Origin of the sequence: Streptomyces sp. RG80 (genome assembly GCF_040446465.1) — a bacterium.
Taxonomy (GTDB): Bacteria; Actinomycetota; Actinomycetes; order Streptomycetales; family Streptomycetaceae; genus Streptomyces.
Map to the genome: position 1 here is coordinate 373917 of NZ_JBEAAJ010000009.1, position 18767 is coordinate 392683.

An 18767-nucleotide genomic window follows, 5' to 3' on the forward strand; every position below is an offset into this window, starting at 1 on the left:
CCGTGACCGCCGCCGTCCGGGCCCAGCGCTAGCGTTCCGCGTCCAAGGGCTCCAGATCCTCGTCCTCGTCCAGTTCCGTGTCGATGTCGTCCAGCTCGTCCTCGGTGTCGTCAGGGTCGTCGGTGCCGTCGAGTTCGTCGTCGAACACCGCGCTGACGTCGAAACGGCAGACCACCCGTTGCGGGTCCACCTGCTCGAACGGCCCGTCCAGCCATTCCCCGGGATCCGTCTGCTCGTCCGCCGCGGTCACCCACAGCGTGGAGTCGCCCTCCTCCAGGCCGAACTCCTTGTGCCGGGAGGCGATCTCGTCCGGCTCGAACTCTCCGAACAGGATGCCCAACGCTCCGTGCACGGTGCCGGAGGCCTCCGCGCCGTCCTCGTAGTCCGCCGCCTCGACCCGCTGGGCCTGGGCCAGCAGCCGCTGCGGCTCGGCCACCGCGTAGTCACGGCGGATCAGCACACTCACGGCGTGCGGCTCCTCGGGGCCCGCGTAAGGAGGCAGTTCCTCGGTGCCGGGGATCTCGAAGGGCGTGACCTCGTCGTAGCGGTCGTAGAGCAGCTCGTCGTACACCTCGGCGGCCGCGGCGAGTTCGTTGAACGCTTCGTAGACGGCCGGGTCGTCCTCCCCCGACCGGCGCTCGACCGCGGCCAGGTGGCGGTCGAGCGCGGTCTTGACCGCCTCGGCGGCGGCGCGTACCTCGGCAGCGGTGGGCTGCACAGCATCAGACATAGTGCAGACGCTATCCGTACCGGGCCCCAGCCCGCACAATAGATGCGATGCCGGAATACGAATTTGTCGACGTGTACGTACCGCGCGGGGTCTCCCGCAAGGACGCCACACGTCTGCTGACGGACCATGCCGAGTACGGACACTGGGAATTGGACCGCCTGAGCCTGCTGCGTGACGGAAGCCGCAAGGTGCGGCTGCGCCGCAGGATCATCCGCCAGGTACGCGCCACCTGGTGAGATGAGGGCATGAGAAACGGAGCGGGCCCCGCGTCGGCGGGGCCCGCTCCGTTTCACGCGGTCCCTGCTACGCAGAGGCGCGTGCCTTGCGGTACAGCACCGCGCCCGCCAGCAGCGCGCCCGCTCCGGCCGGTAGGGCGAGGCCGAGCGGCAGGTCACTGCCGGTGCTGGCGAGCTGGGCGTCGCCGTGCGGCTGGGTGACCGTCTGCCCACCGGGGTGGTTGCCACCGGGCGAGCCAGGCGTCTCGCCGCCCGTGGCGGGCGGCGTGCCCGGGGTCCCGGGGGTGCCCGGTTCCACGGGGTTGCCGGGGGTGCCCGGGTTGTTCGGCTGGTCGGGGCCGCCGGGGGGCGGCGTCTGGTGGTCGCCGCCGGGAGGCGTGCCGGGGTTCCCGCCGCCCGCGTCACCGCCGTAGCCGCAGTCGTTGCCCGTGGTGGGGTTGCCGATGCCGATGATGTCGACGCTGTTGCCGCAGACGTTCACCGGGACGTGCACCGGCGCCTCGACGTGGTTGCCCGAGCCGACGCCCGGTGAGTCACTGGCGTGCCCGCCGGACGACGAGCCGCTGCCGCCGGAGCCACCCCCGTACCCGCCGTCGTCGCCGTATCCGCCGGACGATCCGCTCTGGTTGGCGCACTTGTTGCCCATCGCCGGGTTGAGCACCCCGACCACGTCGACCGTGTTGCCGCACACGTTCACCGGCGCGTGCACCGGCGCCTGCACCGTGTTGCCCGACAGCACGCCGGGCGAGTTCGAGCTCGATCCGCTCGCGGCCGAGTCCGCGTGGGCGGCGCCTCCCGCGGCGGCGATCACCCCGGTCGCGGCGGCCACCGTCATCAGGCCCTTGCGGGTCACCTGTCGCATTCCTGAATTCCCCCTGCCTTTTGGATTCCGACCTGCAATCCTCGTGAAAAGACCGGTCGGCCCCGGAGCGCATGGCGCGCGCTCCGAGGCCGACGGTCGTGTAAACGCCCCTCAGAGGAATGTCCCTCCGGGGGTCGGCGTCACTTGTTGATGCAGGTGTTGCCGAAGGCGGGGTTCAGCAGCCCGATCACGGAGACCGTGTTGCCGCAGACGTTCACCGGGATGTGCACCGGCACCTGAACGACGTTGCCGGACAGGACACCCGGGGAGTGCACAGCGGCACCCTGGGCGCCGGAGTCGGCGACGGCGAGGCCCGCACCCGCGAGAACGAGGCCACCAGTGGCAGCCGCAGCGGCGACGACCTTCTTGATCATTATTCCTCCTTGTTGGCAAAAGCGATCTCGTGTTGCCGATCGCATCACCTGTAACGAGGAGGGAGTAATGAAGCTACGAGCCTATGAGTCCATTCACCCTTCTCATTCGCTTCCGCACGGGCTGTCGAATACCGGCGTCAATTCCCGGCTTACCGCTGTCAGGACGCGTCGATGAACCGGTCGAGCACCCGCACACCGAACTTGAGCCCCTCCACCGGCACGCGCTCGTCGATGCCGTGGAACATCCCGGCGAAGTCGAGCTCCGGCGGCAGCTGCAGGGGCGCGAAGCCGAAGCAACGGATGCCGAGGTCGTCGAAGGACTTGGCGTCGGTGCCGCCGGAGAGCATGTAGGGCACGGCGCGGGCGATCGGGTCCTCGGCGCTCAGGGCGACCTGCATGGCGTCGACGAGCTTGCCGTCGAAGTCGGTCTCCAGCGCCTTGTCGCCGTGCACGTCCTCGCGGCGCACCCGCGGGCCGAGGATGCGGTCGAGGTCGGCGAGGAACTCCTCCTCGTAGCCGGGCAGGAAGCGCCCGTCGACGTGGGCGGTGGCCTGGCCGGGGATGACGTTGACCTTGTAGCCGGCGCCGAGCATGGTGGGCGCCGCCGAGTTCCGCAGCGTCGCGCCGACCATCTTGGCGATGCCGCCGAGCTTGGCGAGGGTCTCGTCCATGTTCTCGGGGTCCAGTTCGGTGCCGAGCGCGTCGGAGAGCTCGTCCAGGAAGGACCGCACCGTCTTGGTGACCCGCACCGGCCACTTGTGCCGCCCGAGCCTGCCGACGGCCTCGCAGAGCTCGGTGATGGCGTTGTCGTTGTTGGTCATCGAACCGTGGCCCGCGGTGCCGTCCACGGTCAGCCGCATCCAGTGCATGCCCTTCTGGGCGGTCTCCACCAGGTACAGCCGCAGGTTCTCGTTGACGGTGAAGGAGAACCCGCCGACCTCGCCGATCGCCTCGGTGACGCCCTCGAAGAGGCCGGGGTGCTTGTCCACGAGGTGCCGGGCGCCGTAGGTGCCTCCCGCCTCCTCGTCGGCGAGGAAGGCGAGGACGATGTCGCGCGGGGGCTTGCGGCCGCTGCGCAGCCGGTCGCGGACGACCGCGAGGGTCATCGCGTCCATGTCCTTCATGTCGACCGCGCCCCGCCCCCACACGCACCCGTCGGCGACCTCGCCGGAGAAGGGGTGGTGGGTCCAGTCCGCCGCGTTGGCCGGTACGACGTCGGTGTGCCCGTGGATGAGGAGGGCCGGCCTGGAGGGGTCCTCGCCCTCGATACGGGCGACCGTGGAGGCGCGGCCCTGGTGCGATTCGAAGATCTGCGGTTCGAGACCCACCTCGGCGAGCTTCTCGGCGACGTATTCGGCCGCCTTGCGCTCGCCAGGGCCGGAGTGGTCGCCGTAGTTGCTGGTGTCGATCTGGATGAGCTCGCGGCAGAGGTCCACGACCTCGTCCTCGCCGGTGACGTGCCTGGTCGTGTCCGTCCCGCTCACGGTGGTTCCTCCCGCTGTCACTGCTGGTGGTTCCCCTCATCCTCTCTCTCCGGCGGGCCGCGCCCAAGACCGGACCCGGCCCGTCACACGGCGTTCACGCCGGGGCGAGGGGGTGATCGGGGCACCTCGAAAGCCTGGTAATGTTTCCTCTGTCGCCGCGGGGGAAACCCCGCACGACAGACACCTTGTCCGGGTGGCGGAATGGCAGACGCGCTAGCTTGAGGTGCTAGTGCCCTTTATCGGGCGTGGGGGTTCAAGTCCCCCCTCGGACACCAGCTGAAACCCCTGTTGATCAGGGGTTTTTTGCTTTTCCCGCACCTCTGCGAAATCTCCCCCGCCGAGTCGGCCACTTCGCGGCCCTCCGCGGTCACCACTCCCTGACACTGCACCATCCAGCACCCCTTATTCAGGGACGAACAGGGACGAAGCGGATGAGACGAGCACGTGCACCAAGGCTGTACGCCGCGATGGCCGGGCTGGGCCTGGCGGTCGCGACCGGCGCGGTACTGGTGATGCCGGAGGCCTCGGCGGCCACGGCGGCCGCCACCGGTTACGCGACCCAGAACGGCGGGACCACCGGCGGCGCGGGCGGGACGACCGTACGGGCCACCACCGGCACACAGATTCACCAGGCCCTGTGCGGCCGGGCCAGCAGCAGCACGCCGATCGTCATCGAGGTCGAGGGGACGATCAACCACGGCAACACCGCGAAGGTCTCGGGCGACAGCTGCAACACGGCCGCCGGTGTGATCGAGCTCAAGCAGATCAGCAACGTCACGCTCGTCGGTGTGGGCAGCGGTGCCGTCTTCGACCAACTCGGCATCCACATCCGCCAGTCGAGCAACATCGTCATCCAGAACGTGAAGGTCCAGAACGTCAAGAAGTCGGGCTCGCCCACCTCCAACGGCGGTGACGCCATCGGCATGGAGAGCGATGTGCGCAACGTCTGGGTCGACCACGCCACCCTGATCGCCTCGGGCGGCGAATCGGAGGGCTACGACGGCCTGTTCGACATGAAGGACAACACGCAGTACGTGACCCTGTCGTACAGCGTGCTGCGCAACTCGGGGCGCGGCGGTCTCATCGGTTCCAGCGAGAGCGACCTGACGAACGGGTACGTCACCTTCCACCACAACCGGTACGAGAACATCGACTCCCGCGCTCCCCTGCTGCGCGGCGGGACGGCCCACATGTACAACAACCACTACGTGAGCCTGAACGAGTCCGGCATCAACTCCCGGGCGGGCGCCAGAGCGAGAGTGGACAACAACTACTTCGAGGACTCCAAGGACGTCCTCGGCACCTTCTACACCGACGAGTTGGGCTCCTGGCAGGTCGGCGGCAACGTCTTCGACAATGTGACCTGGTCGAGCGAGGGCGAGGAGAACCACCCCGCCGGTCCGAACCCGGTCTCCAACACCTCGGTGAGCATCCCGTACGCGTACCCGCTCGACCAGGCCTCCTGCGTCCCCGCCATCGTGGCGAGGACGGCGGGCGCGGGCACGGGCCTCGCGGTGTCGGACGGCAACTGCACGGCGACGACACCCACGCCGACCGCGACGCCGACCGCGACCACAACGCCTACGGCGACCCCCACCGCGCCCGCCGGCACCAACCTCAGCATCGGCGCCGGATCCGACGGCTCCAGCAAGGCCGACGGCACGAGTTACGGCAATGTCCGGGACGGTGACGCGAGCACGTACTGGTCGCCGAGCGGCTCCACCGGCCATGTCTCGATCAAGTGGGGCTCCGCCACCGGCGTCTCGAGGATCGTCGTCAAGGAGACCTCGTCCGCCGCCGGCCGCATCGGCTCCTGGCAGGTCCTCAACGGCGACACCGGCGCGGTCCTGAAGTCCGGCAGCGGAGCGGGCACGATCACCTTCCCGCAGACCTCGCTGAAGAAGCTCACTTTCTCGATCACCGGTGCGAACGGCACACCGCAAATAGCCGAACTCGAGACATACGCCCAGTGAACAAAGCGTCGAACGCCGGTCACTCACAGGGTTCTTGCCCAATGTGGGACATGTCTCGCTCTCAGTGAAGATCAGCAGGTCAGACGGCACGAGGCCCGTTCGGGGAGCCACCCGAACGGGCCTGCCCGGTGGCCGTTCAAGGAGCCCGAACCTAGCGTCGTACTAAAATTTCCGGCTTGTTACGAGCTGTAGCCGGACAACCCCAGGCAGACCTGCGGGCCCGCCAGCGCCCCGGAGGCCTCCGGGATCGAGACGCGAGGACCGATGGCAGCCATACACGAGGGCAGCGCTCTCGGCCTGCTCGAGGACGAGATCCGCGAGCGGTTCGGTGATACGGCACGTTTCTCCGGGGGGTCCGCGGCCTCTCCGCGCACGCTCGTCGACATCTTCGACGCGTCCGTACGGTCGCACCCGGACGAGCCGGCTCTCGACGACGGAACGACGTCCTTGACCTACCGCGCGCTGGCCGTCGAGGTGGAGCGGCTGCGGCAGCGGCTCGCCGGGGCCGGAGTCGGCCTGGGCGACCGGGTGGGGGTCCGTGTCCCCTCCGGCACCAATGACCTCTACGTCGCGATCCTCGCCGTGCTCGCCGCAGGTGCCGCCTATGTTCCGGTGGACGCCGAGGACCCGGACGAGCGGGCCGAGCTGGTGTTCGGGGAGGCGGAGGTACGGGCCGTCGTCGGGGCCGGGCACGAGCTGACGGTGACCGGGCGCAGCGAGGTTCCCGCCGCCCGGCCCGGTGTCGAGCACGACGCCTGGATCATCTTCACCTCCGGTTCCACCGGCAAGCCCAAGGGCGTCGCCGTGAGCCATCGCAGCGCCGCCGCGTTCGTGGACGCCGAGGCCGCGCTGTTCCTCACGGACGAGCCCATAGGTCCGGGTGACAGGGTCATGGCGGGGCTGTCGGTCGCCTTCGACGCGTCCTGCGAGGAGATGTGGCTGGCGTGGCGCTACGGGGCCTGTCTGGTGCCGGTGCCCCGGTCGCAGGTCCGCAGCGGGGCCGATCTGGGGCCCTGGCTGGTGGAGCAGGAGATCACCGTCGTCTCCACGGTGCCGACGCTCGCCGCGCTCTGGGAGCCGGAGACCCTCAATGACGTTCGGCTGCTGATCTTCGGTGGTGAGGCCTGTCCGCCGGAGCTGGCGCAGCGGCTGGTGACCGAGGGGCGGGAGGTCTGGAACACGTACGGGCCGACCGAGGCGACCGTGGTGGCCTGTGCCTCGCTCATGTCCGGTGAGGAGCCGATCCGGATCGGGCTGCCGCTGGACGGCTGGGAGCTGGCCGTCGTCGACGAGGCCGGGGAGCCGGTGCCCATGGGCGGCAGCGGGCAGCTGGTGATCGGCGGGGTCGGCCTTGCGCGGTATCTGGACGCCGAGAAGGACGCGGAGAAGTACGCGCCGCTCGAGTCGCTGGGCTGGGAGCGGGCGTACCGCAGCGGTGACCTCGTCAAGGCGGAGCCGGAGGGGCTGGTCTTCCTCGGGCGGGCCGACGAGCAGATCAAGCTCGGCGGGCGGCGGATCGAGCTGGGTGAGGTCGATGCCGCGCTCCAGGCGCTGCCCGGTGTCGCCGGAGCGGCCGCCGCCGTGCGCACCGCCCGCAGCGGCAACCAGCTGCTCGTCGGATACGTCGTGACGCAGGACGGCTGGGACCACGCGACCGCTGTCGAGAAGCTGCGTGCCGAACTGCCCGCCGCCCTGGTGCCGTTGCTCGCGCCGGTCGACGAACTGCCCACCCGGACCAGCGGCAAGGTGGACCGCAACGCCCTGCCCTGGCCGCTGGAGGGTCTCGAAACCGCCGGTCCCGCCGAGCAGTTGTACGGCACCGAGGCCTGGCTCGCCGAGCAGTGGAGCGAGGTGCTCGGCATCCCCGTGTCGAGCGCGCGCGACGACTTCTTCGCCATCGGCGGCAGCAGTCTCGCCGCCGCCCAGCTGACCACGCGGCTGCGCGCCCGCTACCCGAGTGCGGCCGTCCTCGACATCTACCAGCAGCCCGTGCTGCGGAAGTTGGCCCGGCGGCTTGAGGAGTCCGCGCAGGGCGACGGTTCCGCGCGGGTCGTCGCTCCGGTGCCGGTGCGTGCCCAGGTGATCCAACTCCTCGCCATGATCCCCCTGTTCACGCTGCTCGGGCTGCGCTGGACGGTGGTGCTGGCCGCGCTGGGCAACGTCCTGCCGTACGCCTGGCTGCCGAGCGCCTCCTGGTGGCTCGTCGGCGCGGCGGCGCTGGTGCTGTTCAGTCCGCCCGGGCGGCTCGCGATCGCGGCGGGCGGGGCGCGGCTGCTGCTCAAGGGGGTGCAGCCCGGTCGCTATCCGCGCGGTGGGAGCGTGCATCTGCGGCTGTGGGCGGCCGAGCGGCTGGCGGAGTTCAGCGGGGCGACCTCGCTGACCGGGTCGTGGCTGGAGCGGTACGCGCGGGCGCTGGGCGCCAAGGTCGGTCCGGACGTGGACCTGCACTCGCTGCCGCCGGTGACCGGCATGCTCAAGCTGGGCCGGGGCGCGGCCGTGGAGTCCGAGGTGGACCTCTCCGGCTGGTGGCTGGACGGCGACCGGCTTGAGGTCGGGCAGGTCAAGGTCGGTGCGCACGCGGTCGTCGGCACGCGCAGCATGCTCTTCCCGGGCGCGCGGGTCGGCAAGCGGGCCGAGGTGGCGCCGGGCTCGGCGGTCACCGGGCAGATCCCCACCGGTCAGCGCTGGGCGGGCGCGCCCGCGGTCAAGCTGGGCAAGGCCAAGCGGAACTGGCCCAAGGAGCGGCCGCGCAAGGGCACGTACTGGCGGGTGATGTACGGCGTGACGGGCTTCGCGCTCTCCGCGCTGCCGGTGCTCGCCGGGGTGGCCGCGTTCCTGGTCGGCCGGGAGTTCTTCACGCCGGGCCGGCCGCTCCAGGGCGCCCTGCTCGCGCTCGTACCGGCGACGCTGGCGTTCGGACTGGCCTACGCAGTGCTGCTGCTGATCTCCGTACGGCTGCTGAGCCTGGGGCTCGGTGAGGGCACGTACCCGACCCACAGCCGGGTCGGCTGGCAGGCCTGGACCGTCACCCAGCTGATGGACCGCTCGCGCGAGACCCTGTTCCCGCTGTACGCCGGGCTGGTCACGCCGGTGTGGCTGCGGCTGCTCGGGATGCGGATCGGGCGGGGCGCCGAGGTGTCGACGGTGCTCGCGCTGCCGAGCCTGACGACGGTCGGCGAGGGCGCGTTCCTGGCCGACGACACGCTCACCGCGCCGTACGAGCTCGGTGGTGGCTGGATGCGGATCGGGCGGGCCGAGATCGGGCGGCGGGCGTTCCTCGGGAACTCGGGGATGACCGCGCCGGGGCGGTCCGTGCCGGACGGCGGGCTGGTCGGGGTGCTGTCGGCGACGCCGAAGAAGGCGAAGAAGGGCAGCTCGTATCTGGGGCTGCCGCCGGTGAAGCTGCCCCGGGCGGCCGCCGACGGCGACCAGAGCCGGACGTACGACCCGCCGGCGCGGCTGCTGTGGGCGCGCGGTCTGGTGGAGCTGTGCCGGATCGTGCCGGTGTTCTGCTCGGCGGCGATCGGGGTGCTGACGGTGGCCGCGCTGTGTGCGCTGGGGGTCTGGGCGTGGGCGCTGTCGGGCCTGGTGCTGCTCGTGGCGGGCGCCGTGGCCGGACTGGTCTCCGTCGTGGCGAAGTGGCTGCTCGTCGGGCGGCACCGCAGCGGGGAGCATCCGCTGTGGAGCTCCTTCGTGTGGCGCAACGAGCTCGCGGACACGTTCGTCGAGGTCGTTGCGGTGCCGTGGCTGGCCGGTTCGGTGCCCGGTACGCCGCTGATGACGGCGTGGCTGCGGGGGCTCGGGGCGCGGGTCGGCAAGGGCGTCTGGGTGGAGAGCTACTGGCTGCCGGAGACCGATCTGGTGACCCTGGAGGACGCGGCCACCGTGAACCGGGGCTGTGTGCTCCAGACGCACCTCTTCCACGACCGGATCTTGCGGACGGATACTGTGGTCCTCCGTGAGGGCGCGACGCTGGGTCCTGGCGGGATCGTGCTGCCCGGCAGCATGATCGGGGCCCGGACGACCCTGGGTCCCGCGTCGCTCGTCATGGCCGCGGAGTCCGTTCCGGACGACACCCGTTGGCTCGGCAACCCGATCGAGGCATGGCGTCCCTGAGCGCGGGCCACTCGGTACGGGAGGGCGGTGCACCGGAGCGGAGTGGCGATATGGCGCAGGGAGTAGACACAGCGGTGGCGGTTCAGCAGTCGGCGGGTTCGGACCCGTATTTCCCGGAGAACGGTGACGCGCGGTACCGGGTGCACCGGTACGAGCTCGCGCTGGACTACCGCCCGGGCCCGAACCGGCTGTCGGGCACGGCCCGGATCAACGCCATAGCGGGACGGTCGCCGCTGAGCGAGTTCTTCCTGAACCTCGCCGACTTCAGGGTCGGGCGGGTGCGGGTGGACGGCCGTCAGCCGCACTACACGCACCGCGGTGGCAAGCTGCGGATCCGCCCCGCGAAGCCGGTGCGGCCCGGGGCCGCGTTCACGGTCGAGGTGCACTGGGCGGGCAACCCCAAGCCGGTGAACAGCCCGTGGGGCGGGCTCGGTTGGGAGGAGCTGGAGGACGGGGCGCTGGTGGCGAGCCAGCCGATCGGGGCGCCGTCCTGGTACCCGTGCAACGACCGGCCCGCGGACAAGGCCTCGTACCAGATCTCGATCACCACGCCGTCCGCGTACGCGGTGGTGGCGGGTGGCCGGCTGCTGACCCGGACCACGAAGGCGTCGACGACGACGTGGGTGTACGAGCAGTCGGCACCGACGTCCAGTTATCTGGTGGGGCTGTCGATCGGCAAGTACCAGACGGTGCTGCTGGGCGACCCGGGGCTCGGCGGGGTGCCGCAGCACGGGCACATCCCGGCGCACCTGCTCCCCCAGTTCTCGCGGGACTTCGCGCGCCAGCCGCAGATGATGGACCTCTTCCAGGAGCTGTTCGGCTCGTATCCGTTCGACGAGTACGCGGTCGTGGTGACGGAGGAGGAGCTCGATGTGCCCGTCGAGGCACAGGGGTTGTCGCTGTTCGGCGCCAACCACGTGGACGGGGCGCGGGGTTCGGAGCGGCTGGTCGCGCACGAGCTGGCGCACCAGTGGTTCGGCAACAGCGTGTCGATCGCGGACTGGCGGCACATCTGGCTGAACGAGGGGTTCGCGAAGTACGCCGAATGGCTGTGGTCGGAGCGGTCGGGCGGGCGGACGGCGCAGCAACTCGCGGGCGCCGCGCACCGGTTGCTGTCGTCCCTGCCGCAGGACCTCAAGCTGGCCGATCCGGGGCGCAAGTCGATGTTCGACGACCGGCTCTACGAGCGGGGCGGACTGACCGTGCACGCGGTGCGCTGCGCGATGGGCGACGTGGCCTTCTTCCGGATGCTGCGCGGCTGGGCGAGCCTGCACCGCAACGGCGCGGTGACCACGACGACGTTCACCGCGCACGCCTCCCGCTTCTCGACCGAGCCGCTGGACGAGGTGTTCCAGGCGTGGGTGCACGGGACGGCGCTGCCGCCGCTGCCGGTGCCGGTGACGCGGGCGGCCGGCTAGGGCCGGGAGAATGCCTCCCATGAGTACGCGTTCCTGCCCCTGCGGCCTGCCCGAGCCCTACGACAAGTGCTGCGGCCGGTTCCACTCCGGTTCAGCGGCCGCGCCGACCGCCGAGGCGCTGATGCGGTCCCGGTACTGCGCGTTCGTGCGGCAGGACGGTGCCTATCTGCTGCGCACCTGGCACCCCCGGACCCGGCCCGCGCGGCTCGATCTGGACTCCGGTACGCGCTGGACCGGGCTGGAGATCCTCGGCACGAGCGACGGCTCGGCGTTCCACTCGGTGGGGACGGTGACCTTCCGGGCGTCCTTCCGCGGCGGCTCGCTGCACGAGCGGAGCCGGTTCGAGCGGGTGGACGGGGCCTGGGTGTACGTGGACGGGGAGTTCCTCGAGGGGTGAGTCAGGGCGCCAGGATGTCCAGTTCCTGGAGCGCGCCCACGGTGATCTCGCGGGTCAGGGTCTCGGCGCGGACCGCGTCGCCCGCGCGGACCGCCTCGGCGACCTGGACGTGCAGGGTGACCGCCGCGGGGTCGGGGTCCTCGAACATGACCTCGTGATGGGTGCGGCCGGCGAGGACCTCGGCGACGACGTCTCCGAGGCGGGCGAACATCTCGTTGCCGGAGGCCGTGAGGATGACGCGGTGGAAGGCCATGTCGTGGACGAGATAGCCCTCCAGCTGGTGGCCGCGTGAGTGGGCGACCATGCCCAGCGCGCACTCGGTGAGCTGGGCGCACTGCTCCGCCGTGGCGTACTTGGCCGCCAGGCCCGCCGCGACCGGCTCGATCGCCGAGCGCAGGACCGTCAGCGAGCGCAGCTGCCGGGGGCGGTCCGCGCCGGCCAGGCGCCAGCGGATGACCTGCGGGTCGTAGACGTTCCACTCGGCCTCGGGGCGGACCGTCACGCCCACGCGGCGGCGGGACTCGACCAGGTGCATGGACTCCAGGACCCGGACCGCCTCGCGCATCACCGAACGGGAGACGTCGAACTGCTGGGCCAGTTCGTCGGTGCGCAGAACGCTGCCCGGCGGGTACTCGCCCGCGGTGATCGCGGGACCGAGGGTCTCCAGTACTTGTCCGTGCAGGCCCCGGCCCGATGTGCTCATGCACTCAGCGTACGCGGCAGGTCACGGACTCAAAAAGTCAGACTTATTTGTCACAGGCTCTTGAATTCGTCGTACCTAATGGGTTTCAGTGGCGTCGACATCAGTCGACATCCGTCGAAGAAGACAGCGAGGAAGCGATGAACACCCCTCATGTCGTCGTGGTGATGGGCGTAGCGGGCACCGGCAAGACCACCATCGGTCCCCTGCTCGCCGCCCGGCTCGGCGTCCCGTACGCCGAGGGCGACGACTTCCACCCGCCGGCCAATATCGCCAAGATGTCGGCCGGTACCCCGCTCACCGACGACGACCGGTGGCCGTGGCTCGATGCCATCGGTGACTGGGCGCACGGCCGGGCGGGACTCGGCGGGGTGGTCAGCTGCTCGGCGCTGAAGCGGTCGTACCGCGACCGGCTCCGGACCGCCGCTCCCGGGCTCGTCTTCGTGCACCTCGCGGGTGATCGTGCCCTCATCGAGGACCGGATGTCCCATCGGCAGGGGCACTTCATGCCGACGGCGCTGCTCGACTCCCAGTTCGCCACCCTCCAGCCCCTTCAGGAGGACGAGGCGGGAGTCGTGGTGGATGTCTCCGGCAGCCCCGAGGAGATCACCGGCCGGGCCGCGAAGGCCCTGACCGAGCTCCGGTAGCACCCCCGCAGCACCCCTCCCCGTCCCCGTACCTGCAAGGGAAACCCCCGTGACCAGACTCAGCGTCGAGATGCTGGCAGCGGATCCGGTCGAGCCGATCACCTCGGCCGGTCACGCTCAGCTGGGCATCGCCGTCCTGGCGGGCATCGCCGTCATCGTTTTGCTCATCACCCAGTTCAAGCTCCACGCGTTCCTGTCGCTGACCATCGGGTCGCTGGCGCTGGGCGCGTTCGCCGGAGCGCCGCTCGACAAGGCCATCGCCAGCTTCACCACGGGGCTCGGCACCACGGTCGCCGGCGTGGGCGTGCTCATCGCCCTCGGCGCGATCCTCGGCAAGATGCTCGCCGACTCCGGAGGGGCCGACCAGATCGTCGACACGATCCTCGCCAGGGCGGGCGGCCGTTCGATGCCGTGGGCGATGGTCCTGATCGCCTCGGTGATCGGTCTGCCGCTGTTCTTCGAGGTCGGCGTCGTCCTGCTGATCCCGGTCGTGCTGATGGTCGCCAAGCGCGGCAACTACTCGCTGATGCGCATCGGCATCCCGGCCCTCGCCGGTCTGTCCGTCATGCACGGCCTGGTCCCGCCGCACCCCGGCCCGCTGGTCGCGATCGACGCGGTCAAGGCCGACCTGGGCGTCACCCTGGCTCTCGGTGTGCTCGTCGCGATCCCGACGGTGATCATCGCCGGTCCGCTGTTCTCGCGGTACGCGGCCCGCTGGGTCGATGTCCCCGCCCCGGACAAGATGATCCCCCAGCGCGCCTCGGAGGACCTGGAGAAGCGTCCCGGCTTCGGCGCCACGCTGATCACCATCATGCTGCCGGTGATCCTGATGCTCTCCAAGGCGCTCGTCGACATCGTCATCGACGACCCCGAGAACACCACGCAGCGGGTCTTCGACGTCATCGGTTCGCCGCTGATCGCCCTGCTCGCCTCCGTGCTGCTCGGCATCTTCACGCTGCTGCGGCCCGCGGGCTTCGGCAAGGACCGGCTCTCCGGCCTGGTGGAGAAGGGTCTCGCGCCCATCGCGGGCATCCTGCTCATCGTCGGCGCGGGCGGCGGCTTCAAGCAGACGCTGATCGACACCGGCGTGGGCGCGATGATCCTGGACATCTCCAAGGACTGGTCGATCCCGGCCCTGCTGCTCGCCTGGCTGATCGCGGTGGCCATCCGCCTCGCGACCGGTTCCGCGACGGTGGCCACGGTCTCCGCGGCCGGACTGGTCGCCCCGCTGGCCGCCGACATGTCGACGACCCACGCGGCCCTGCTGGTCCTCGCCATCGGCGCCGGCTCACTCTTCTTCAGCCATGTCAACGACGCCGGGTTCTGGCTGGTCAAGGAGTACTTCGGCCTGAACGTCGGCCAGACCATCAAGACCTGGTCCGTCATGGAGACGATCATCTCGGTGGTCGCGGGCGGCATCGTCCTGCTCCTCTCGCTGATCATCTAGGGGTACGGGGATGAGTCACCCTCTGTTCGACATCAGCGGTCGGACCGCTCTGGTCACGGGCTCCAGCCGGGGCATCGGCCTCGCGCTGGCCCGGGGCCTCGCGGAGGCCGGCTGCACGGTCGTCCTCAACGGACGCGACCGCGAGCGGCTCACCAAGGCCACCGCCGAACTCCCCGGGGACGTCCACACGGCCGTCTTCGACGTCACCGACGGCGCCTCGGTGGCCGCCGGGATCGCGGACGTCGAGGACCGGGTCGGCCCGCTCGACATCCTGGTCAACAACGCGGGCATGCAACTGCGCGCCCCGCTCCTCGAGTTCACCGACTCCGACTGGCACCGCATCCTCGACACCAACCTGACCAGCGCCTTCCTGGTCGGCCGGGAAGCGGCCCGCCGGATGACGGAACGCGGCCACGGCAAGATCGTGAACATCTGCTCGTTGCAGAGCGAGGTGGTCCGCCCCGGCATCGCGCCCTACGCGGCCACCAAGGGCGCGCTGAAGATGCTCACCAAGGGCATGTGCGCCGACTGGGGCCCGCAGGGCGTCCAGGTCAACGGGCTCGGCCCGGGCTACATCGAGACCGAGCTGACCCAACCCCTGGTCCAGGACGAGGAGTTCAGCGCCTGGGTGCGCCGCCGGACCCCGGCAGGCCGCTGGGGCCGCACGGAGGACCTGGTGGGCGGCGTGCTCTTCCTCGCCTCGCCCGCCGCGGACTTCGTCAGCGGACAGATCCTGTACGTCGACGGCGGAATGACGAGCGTGCTGTGATGAGCCTCGGTTGTGTGATCCATGGTCGGAACGACCTGCGGGTCGAGGAGTTGGTGGTCCCCGAACCCGGCCCCGGGCAGGCGCTGGTCGCCGTCCGTTACGGCGGGGTCTGCGGCTCCGACCTGCACTACTGGCGGCACGGCGGAGTCGGCGACTTCCGGCTCCGGGAGCCGATGGTGCTCGGGCACGAGGTGGTCGGCACGGTCGTGTCGTACGGCGACGGGGCGTCGGGTCCGGTGCCGGGTACGGCTGTCGCGGTGCACCCCGCCACGCCCTGCGGGGTGTGTCCGGAGTGCGTCGACGGGCGGCGGAACGTGTGCCGGGACACCCGCTACCTCGGCAGCGCGGCGCGCTTCCCGCACGTCCAGGGCGGGTTCGCGGCCCAAGTGGTCGTGCCCGCCGCACAGTTGAGGGCCCTCCCCAAGGGCCTGGAACTGCGCCGGGCGGCCCTCGCCGAACCCCTGTCCGTCGCGCTGCACGCGGTGCGGCGGGCCGGGGACATCGCCGGCAAGCACGTCCTCGTCACCGGTGCCGGGCCCATCGGGTGTCTGGTGGTCGCGGCGGCGAAGGCGGCCGGAGCGGCGAAGGTCACGGTGACGGACCTGCTGCCGGAGGCGCTGCGGTACGCCGGTGTCGCCGGCGCCGACACCCTCGTACGGGCCGATGATCCTGCGGATGCCGGGTGGCCGGGTGAGGTGGACGTGGCGGTCGAGGCCTCCGGGGTCGCGGCCGGGCTGGACACGTGTCTGCGGCTGGTGCGGCGGGGTGGTGTGGTGGTGCAGCTGGGGATGTTGCCGCCGGGGCAGTCGCCGTTCGCCGGGAACCTGGTGGTGAGCCGGGAGATCGAGCTGCGGGGGGCGTTCCGTTTCGACGGGGAGTTCGACGCGGCGCTGGAACTGCTCGCGGCCGAGCCGTCGTTCGACGGGCTGGTCAGTGCGGTGGTGCCGGTCCGGGAGGCGGCGTCGGCGTTCGCGCTGGCCGCGGACCGGAGTGTGTCCTGCAAGGTGCTGCTGGACTTCGAGGGCTGAGTCCCGGTCCCTGCGGGCGGCCGAGGCCGCGCACCGACTTCGGGGCCGATACGGCTTCCCTGTGGACGCGGTCGGCCCGATGATGGGAGACCCCTGGGGACGGCGTCCCAGGGGTGACCGTGTCGGGGGGCGTCATGGCGGTTTCCCTCGGGGTGCGTATCTCGGGGCTGCTCGTGGTCGGAGCGGTGGCGGTGGCCGCCGCGGCCTTCACCGGTGACGGGAGGGACACGCAGGGCAGGGGCGACAGCGGGGGCACGATCGTCACGGCCGCCCCGTCGGGCAGTGTGCCGGCGGGCCGTTCCGGCTCACCCGTCCCGCCCGGCGTCTCGGCACGGCCCAAGCCCGACGGGCATGTGATCAGCCCCAGCGCCGTTCCCGGGCCGCTGCGCAGCCCCGACGTCTCCCCCACGCCGACGCCCGCTCCCACGCCCACGCCCTCGCCGAGCAAGCGCCCGCTCGAGGTCCCCGCCTGGCTCCCGCCCGGCCCGGACGCGCCGGACACGGACGGTGTGCCGGACCCGTCCGGCCTCTACGACCGGTTGCGCGCCCCCGCCGAGTGCCGGACCGCCCTCACGGTGATCCCCGGGACACCGGCGGACGACGAGTGGCGGCTGCTGCGGGGGCTCGCCTCCGCCTGTCTTGCCGTACAGGGCAAGGGCGGCAGCTGGGAGACCGCGGCGCGGGACTTCGCCGTGCTCGCCGGGAGGTCCGACACCTGCAAGGGGCGTGCCGCGTACACCGTGCTGGGCGGGCTGCTCGACTTCCATCGGCGGCACCCCGGCGCGACCGTACGGCTGAGGGCCGCTTCCGGAGCCCCGCCCGCGTGCGCGTACCGGATCGCCCGGGTGGACGCGGGCGACGACGGTCAGGCGCGGGCCGGGGAGACGGTCGGCGTCGAGCTGGCCGGGACCTACTTCGACCATGGCGAACTGCTGCGGGACGGGCGGGTGTTCGTCGACGGCCGGGAGCTGGACGGGCCGCCGGTCCTCGGCTCCCGGGCGGGTGACCGACTGCTGCTGAACGTGGTGGTGCCGGTGGTGGAGGGGCTGCCGAAGGTCGTCGACGTGGCCGTCCGGTTCGGGGGCGTGGAGGTGCGGGCGAAGGACGCCCTCAGCGTCGTGGCGCCCGCTCCCGTCGTGTCCGGGCCGGGCGCGCCGAGCGGGTCAGTGGCGCCACAGGGAGTGCTCCCGCTCGGCCCACTCCCGGCTCACCGTGCCCGTCCTGAGGCCGCGCCGGGCCTCCGGGTCCCCTAGTGCCATGCCGATGTGGCCGGCGAGGACGATGCCGATCGTCAGGGCCAGCCAGTCGTGGACGAAGGTCGCGCTGGTACGCCACTGGATCGGGGTGAGGTGGGTGAACCACATCAGCAGTCCGGTGCCGAGCATCACCAGGGTCGCGCCGGCGATCCACGCCGCGTAGACCTTCTGCCCGGCGTTGAACTTCCCCGCCGGGCGGGCCGAGGGCCGCTTGTCGCGGTGCAGGGCGGCGCGCAGCCAGGTCCGGTCGTGCGGGCCGAAGCGGTTCAGGAAGCGCAGGTCGGCGCGGAAGTGCCGGGAGACGAGACCGGCCAGGACGGGAAGCGGCAGGGCGAGGCCGGACCACTCGTGGAGGCGGACCACCAGCTCGCGGCGGCCGACGAGTTCGGCGAGCTGGGGGAGGTAGAGACAGGCCGCGGTGAGGACGCAGACGCCCATCAGGGCGGCCGTCGTGCGGTGCACCCAGCGCTGGCTGCGGCCGAAGCGCCGGACGCGGGACGACTCGGGTGCGGGGGCTTCAGCTCGTAGGCTCATCGTCCCGCCCGTTCGACTTGCCGACCCAGGCGTCGACGTCGTAGCCGCGCCGCTCCCAGTAGCCCGGTTCCACGTCCTCGGTGACGGTGATGCCGGAGAGCCACTTGGCGGACTTGTAGAAGTACATCGGCGCCACATAGAGGCGGACCGGGCCGCCGTGGCTGTGGCCGATGTCCTTGTCCTGCATGCGCAGGGCGACCAGGACGTCGGCGCGGCGGGCCTGGTCGAGGGTGAGGCTCTCGGTGTACGTGCCGTCGAAACAGTCGAACCGGATAGCCGTGCCCTTGGCCTGGACTCCGGCGGCGTCGAGCAGCCGGGACAGGCGGACGCCCTCGAACGGGGTGTCCGGGACGCGCCAGCCGGTGACGCACTGGACGTCCTTGACCATCCGGGTCTGAGGCATGGCCCGCAGGTCGCGGAGGGTGTAGGTGGCCGGGCGGTCGACGAGGCCGTCGATCTTGAGGCGGTAGTCCGAGGCGTTCTTGTGGGGTACGGAGGAGGCGACCGAGTAGTAGCGGAAGCCGCCGCCGTTGGGGAGCAGGCCGGTGAGGCCGGTGGGGTCCTTGTCGGCCGCGCTGCCGAGGAAGGCCTCCAGGCCGCGTTGCAGGGTGGGCGCGGCGACCACGCCCAGCGCGCCCAGGCCGAGGGTGCCGAGGAGGACACGGCGGCCGATGGGCCTGCCCTGCTCCTCGGGTTGTCCGGAGTTCACCTTCTCATTCGAACACCCGCGACCCTCGGTGGACCAGGATTCGCGGGTGCCCGTCAGACTTCCGTAACCACTTCTCACGCCCTCTTA

Annotated in this window: 17 protein-coding genes and 1 tRNA gene; 11 read left to right on the forward strand and 7 right to left on the reverse strand. The window is 71.3% G+C overall.

Features of this window, described 5'->3' with window-relative positions; translation table 11 throughout:
• Positions 1 to 28 precede the first annotated feature (28 nt).
• On the reverse strand, positions 29 to 730 hold the full coding sequence (locus ABKA17_RS31440) for a hypothetical protein (protein ID WP_353695682.1): 702 nt from the start codon (positions 728 to 730) through the stop codon (positions 29 to 31).
• Between the two features lie 47 nt (positions 731 to 777).
• Between ABKA17_RS31440 and ABKA17_RS31445 the strand changes: the two genes are divergently transcribed.
• On the forward strand, positions 778 to 966 hold the full coding sequence (locus ABKA17_RS31445) for a DUF5703 family protein (protein WP_030053310.1): 189 nt from the start codon (positions 778 to 780) through the stop codon (positions 964 to 966).
• Positions 967 to 1033: 67 nt separating this feature from the next.
• Here the strand turns inward: ABKA17_RS31445 and ABKA17_RS31450 are convergent, their stop codons facing one another.
• The 3 genes from ABKA17_RS31450 to ABKA17_RS31460 form a co-directional block, all read right to left on the reverse strand.
• Complete coding sequence (locus ABKA17_RS31450) at positions 1034 to 1828, reverse strand: chaplin (RefSeq protein ID WP_353695683.1); 795 nt, start codon at positions 1826 to 1828, stop codon at positions 1034 to 1036.
• Between the two features lie 140 nt (positions 1829 to 1968).
• Positions 1969 to 2202, reverse strand: coding sequence for a chaplin ChpH (gene chpH, locus ABKA17_RS31455; RefSeq protein ID WP_046256631.1), 234 nt, complete (start codon positions 2200 to 2202; stop codon positions 1969 to 1971).
• A 158-nt stretch (positions 2203 to 2360) separates the two neighbouring features.
• Positions 2361 to 3686, reverse strand: a complete 1326-nt coding sequence (locus tag ABKA17_RS31460; protein ID WP_353695684.1) for a M20/M25/M40 family metallo-hydrolase — start codon at positions 3684 to 3686, stop codon at positions 2361 to 2363.
• Between the two features lie 187 nt (positions 3687 to 3873).
• On the opposite strand from ABKA17_RS31460, the gene ABKA17_RS31465 reads away from it, so the two are divergent.
• From ABKA17_RS31465 to ABKA17_RS31485, 5 genes are all read left to right on the forward strand, one after another.
• A tRNA-Leu gene (locus ABKA17_RS31465) sits at positions 3874 to 3961 on the forward strand.
• A 156-nt stretch (positions 3962 to 4117) separates the two neighbouring features.
• A complete protein-coding gene (locus tag ABKA17_RS31470) occupies positions 4118 to 5659 on the forward strand; it encodes a pectate lyase family protein (RefSeq protein WP_353695685.1) in 1542 nt (513 codons plus the stop codon).
• A gap of 264 nt (positions 5660 to 5923) precedes the next feature.
• The gene (locus tag ABKA17_RS31475; RefSeq protein ID WP_353695686.1) at positions 5924 to 9775 is read left to right on the forward strand and encodes a Pls/PosA family non-ribosomal peptide synthetase; all 3852 of its coding nucleotides are present in this window, start codon (positions 5924 to 5926) and stop codon (positions 9773 to 9775) included.
• A 74-nt stretch (positions 9776 to 9849) separates the two neighbouring features.
• Positions 9850 to 11193 carry a M1 family metallopeptidase gene (locus tag ABKA17_RS31480; protein ID WP_353695687.1) on the forward strand — a complete coding sequence of 448 codons (1344 nt, stop codon included), beginning with the start codon at positions 9850 to 9852 and terminating at the stop codon, positions 11191 to 11193.
• Between the two features lie 19 nt (positions 11194 to 11212).
• A complete protein-coding gene (locus ABKA17_RS31485) occupies positions 11213 to 11590 on the forward strand; it encodes a YchJ family protein (RefSeq protein ID WP_353695688.1) in 378 nt (125 codons plus the stop codon).
• A 1-nt stretch (position 11591) separates the two neighbouring features.
• Here the strand turns inward: ABKA17_RS31485 and ABKA17_RS31490 are convergent, their stop codons facing one another.
• Positions 11592 to 12293, reverse strand: coding sequence for a FadR/GntR family transcriptional regulator (locus ABKA17_RS31490; RefSeq protein ID WP_353695689.1), 702 nt, complete (start codon positions 12291 to 12293; stop codon positions 11592 to 11594).
• Between the two features lie 137 nt (positions 12294 to 12430).
• On the opposite strand from ABKA17_RS31490, the gene ABKA17_RS31495 reads away from it, so the two are divergent.
• From ABKA17_RS31495 to ABKA17_RS31515, 5 genes are all read left to right on the forward strand, one after another.
• Entirely contained in the window at positions 12431 to 12937 is a 507-nt protein-coding gene (locus ABKA17_RS31495; RefSeq protein ID WP_353695690.1) for a gluconokinase, read from the forward strand.
• A gap of 49 nt (positions 12938 to 12986) precedes the next feature.
• A complete protein-coding gene (locus ABKA17_RS31500; RefSeq protein ID WP_353695691.1) occupies positions 12987 to 14384 on the forward strand; it encodes a GntP family permease in 1398 nt (465 codons plus the stop codon).
• 10 nt (positions 14385 to 14394) lie between these two features.
• A complete protein-coding gene (locus ABKA17_RS31505) occupies positions 14395 to 15153 on the forward strand; it encodes an SDR family oxidoreductase (RefSeq protein ID WP_353695692.1) in 759 nt (252 codons plus the stop codon).
• Positions 15153 to 16181, forward strand: a complete 1029-nt coding sequence (locus ABKA17_RS31510; RefSeq protein ID WP_353695693.1) for an L-idonate 5-dehydrogenase — start codon at positions 15153 to 15155, stop codon at positions 16179 to 16181. Before ABKA17_RS31505 ends, ABKA17_RS31510 begins: the two co-directional genes overlap by 1 nt.
• Before the next feature lie 134 nt (positions 16182 to 16315).
• Complete coding sequence (locus ABKA17_RS31515; RefSeq protein WP_353695694.1) at positions 16316 to 17434, forward strand: hypothetical protein; 1119 nt, start codon at positions 16316 to 16318, stop codon at positions 17432 to 17434.
• Here the strand turns inward: ABKA17_RS31515 and ABKA17_RS31520 are convergent.
• Both ABKA17_RS31520 and ABKA17_RS31525 read right to left on the reverse strand, forming a co-directional pair.
• Positions 17345 to 17971, reverse strand: a complete 627-nt coding sequence (locus tag ABKA17_RS31520; RefSeq protein WP_353695695.1) for a cytochrome b/b6 domain-containing protein — start codon at positions 17969 to 17971, stop codon at positions 17345 to 17347. The two genes, ABKA17_RS31515 and ABKA17_RS31520, sit on opposite strands and share 90 nt — an antisense overlap.
• Complete coding sequence (locus ABKA17_RS31525; protein ID WP_353695696.1) at positions 17955 to 18680, reverse strand: molybdopterin-dependent oxidoreductase; 726 nt, start codon at positions 18678 to 18680, stop codon at positions 17955 to 17957. The genes ABKA17_RS31520 and ABKA17_RS31525 overlap by 17 nt, the downstream gene beginning before the upstream one ends.
• Positions 18681 to 18767 lie beyond the last annotated feature (87 nt).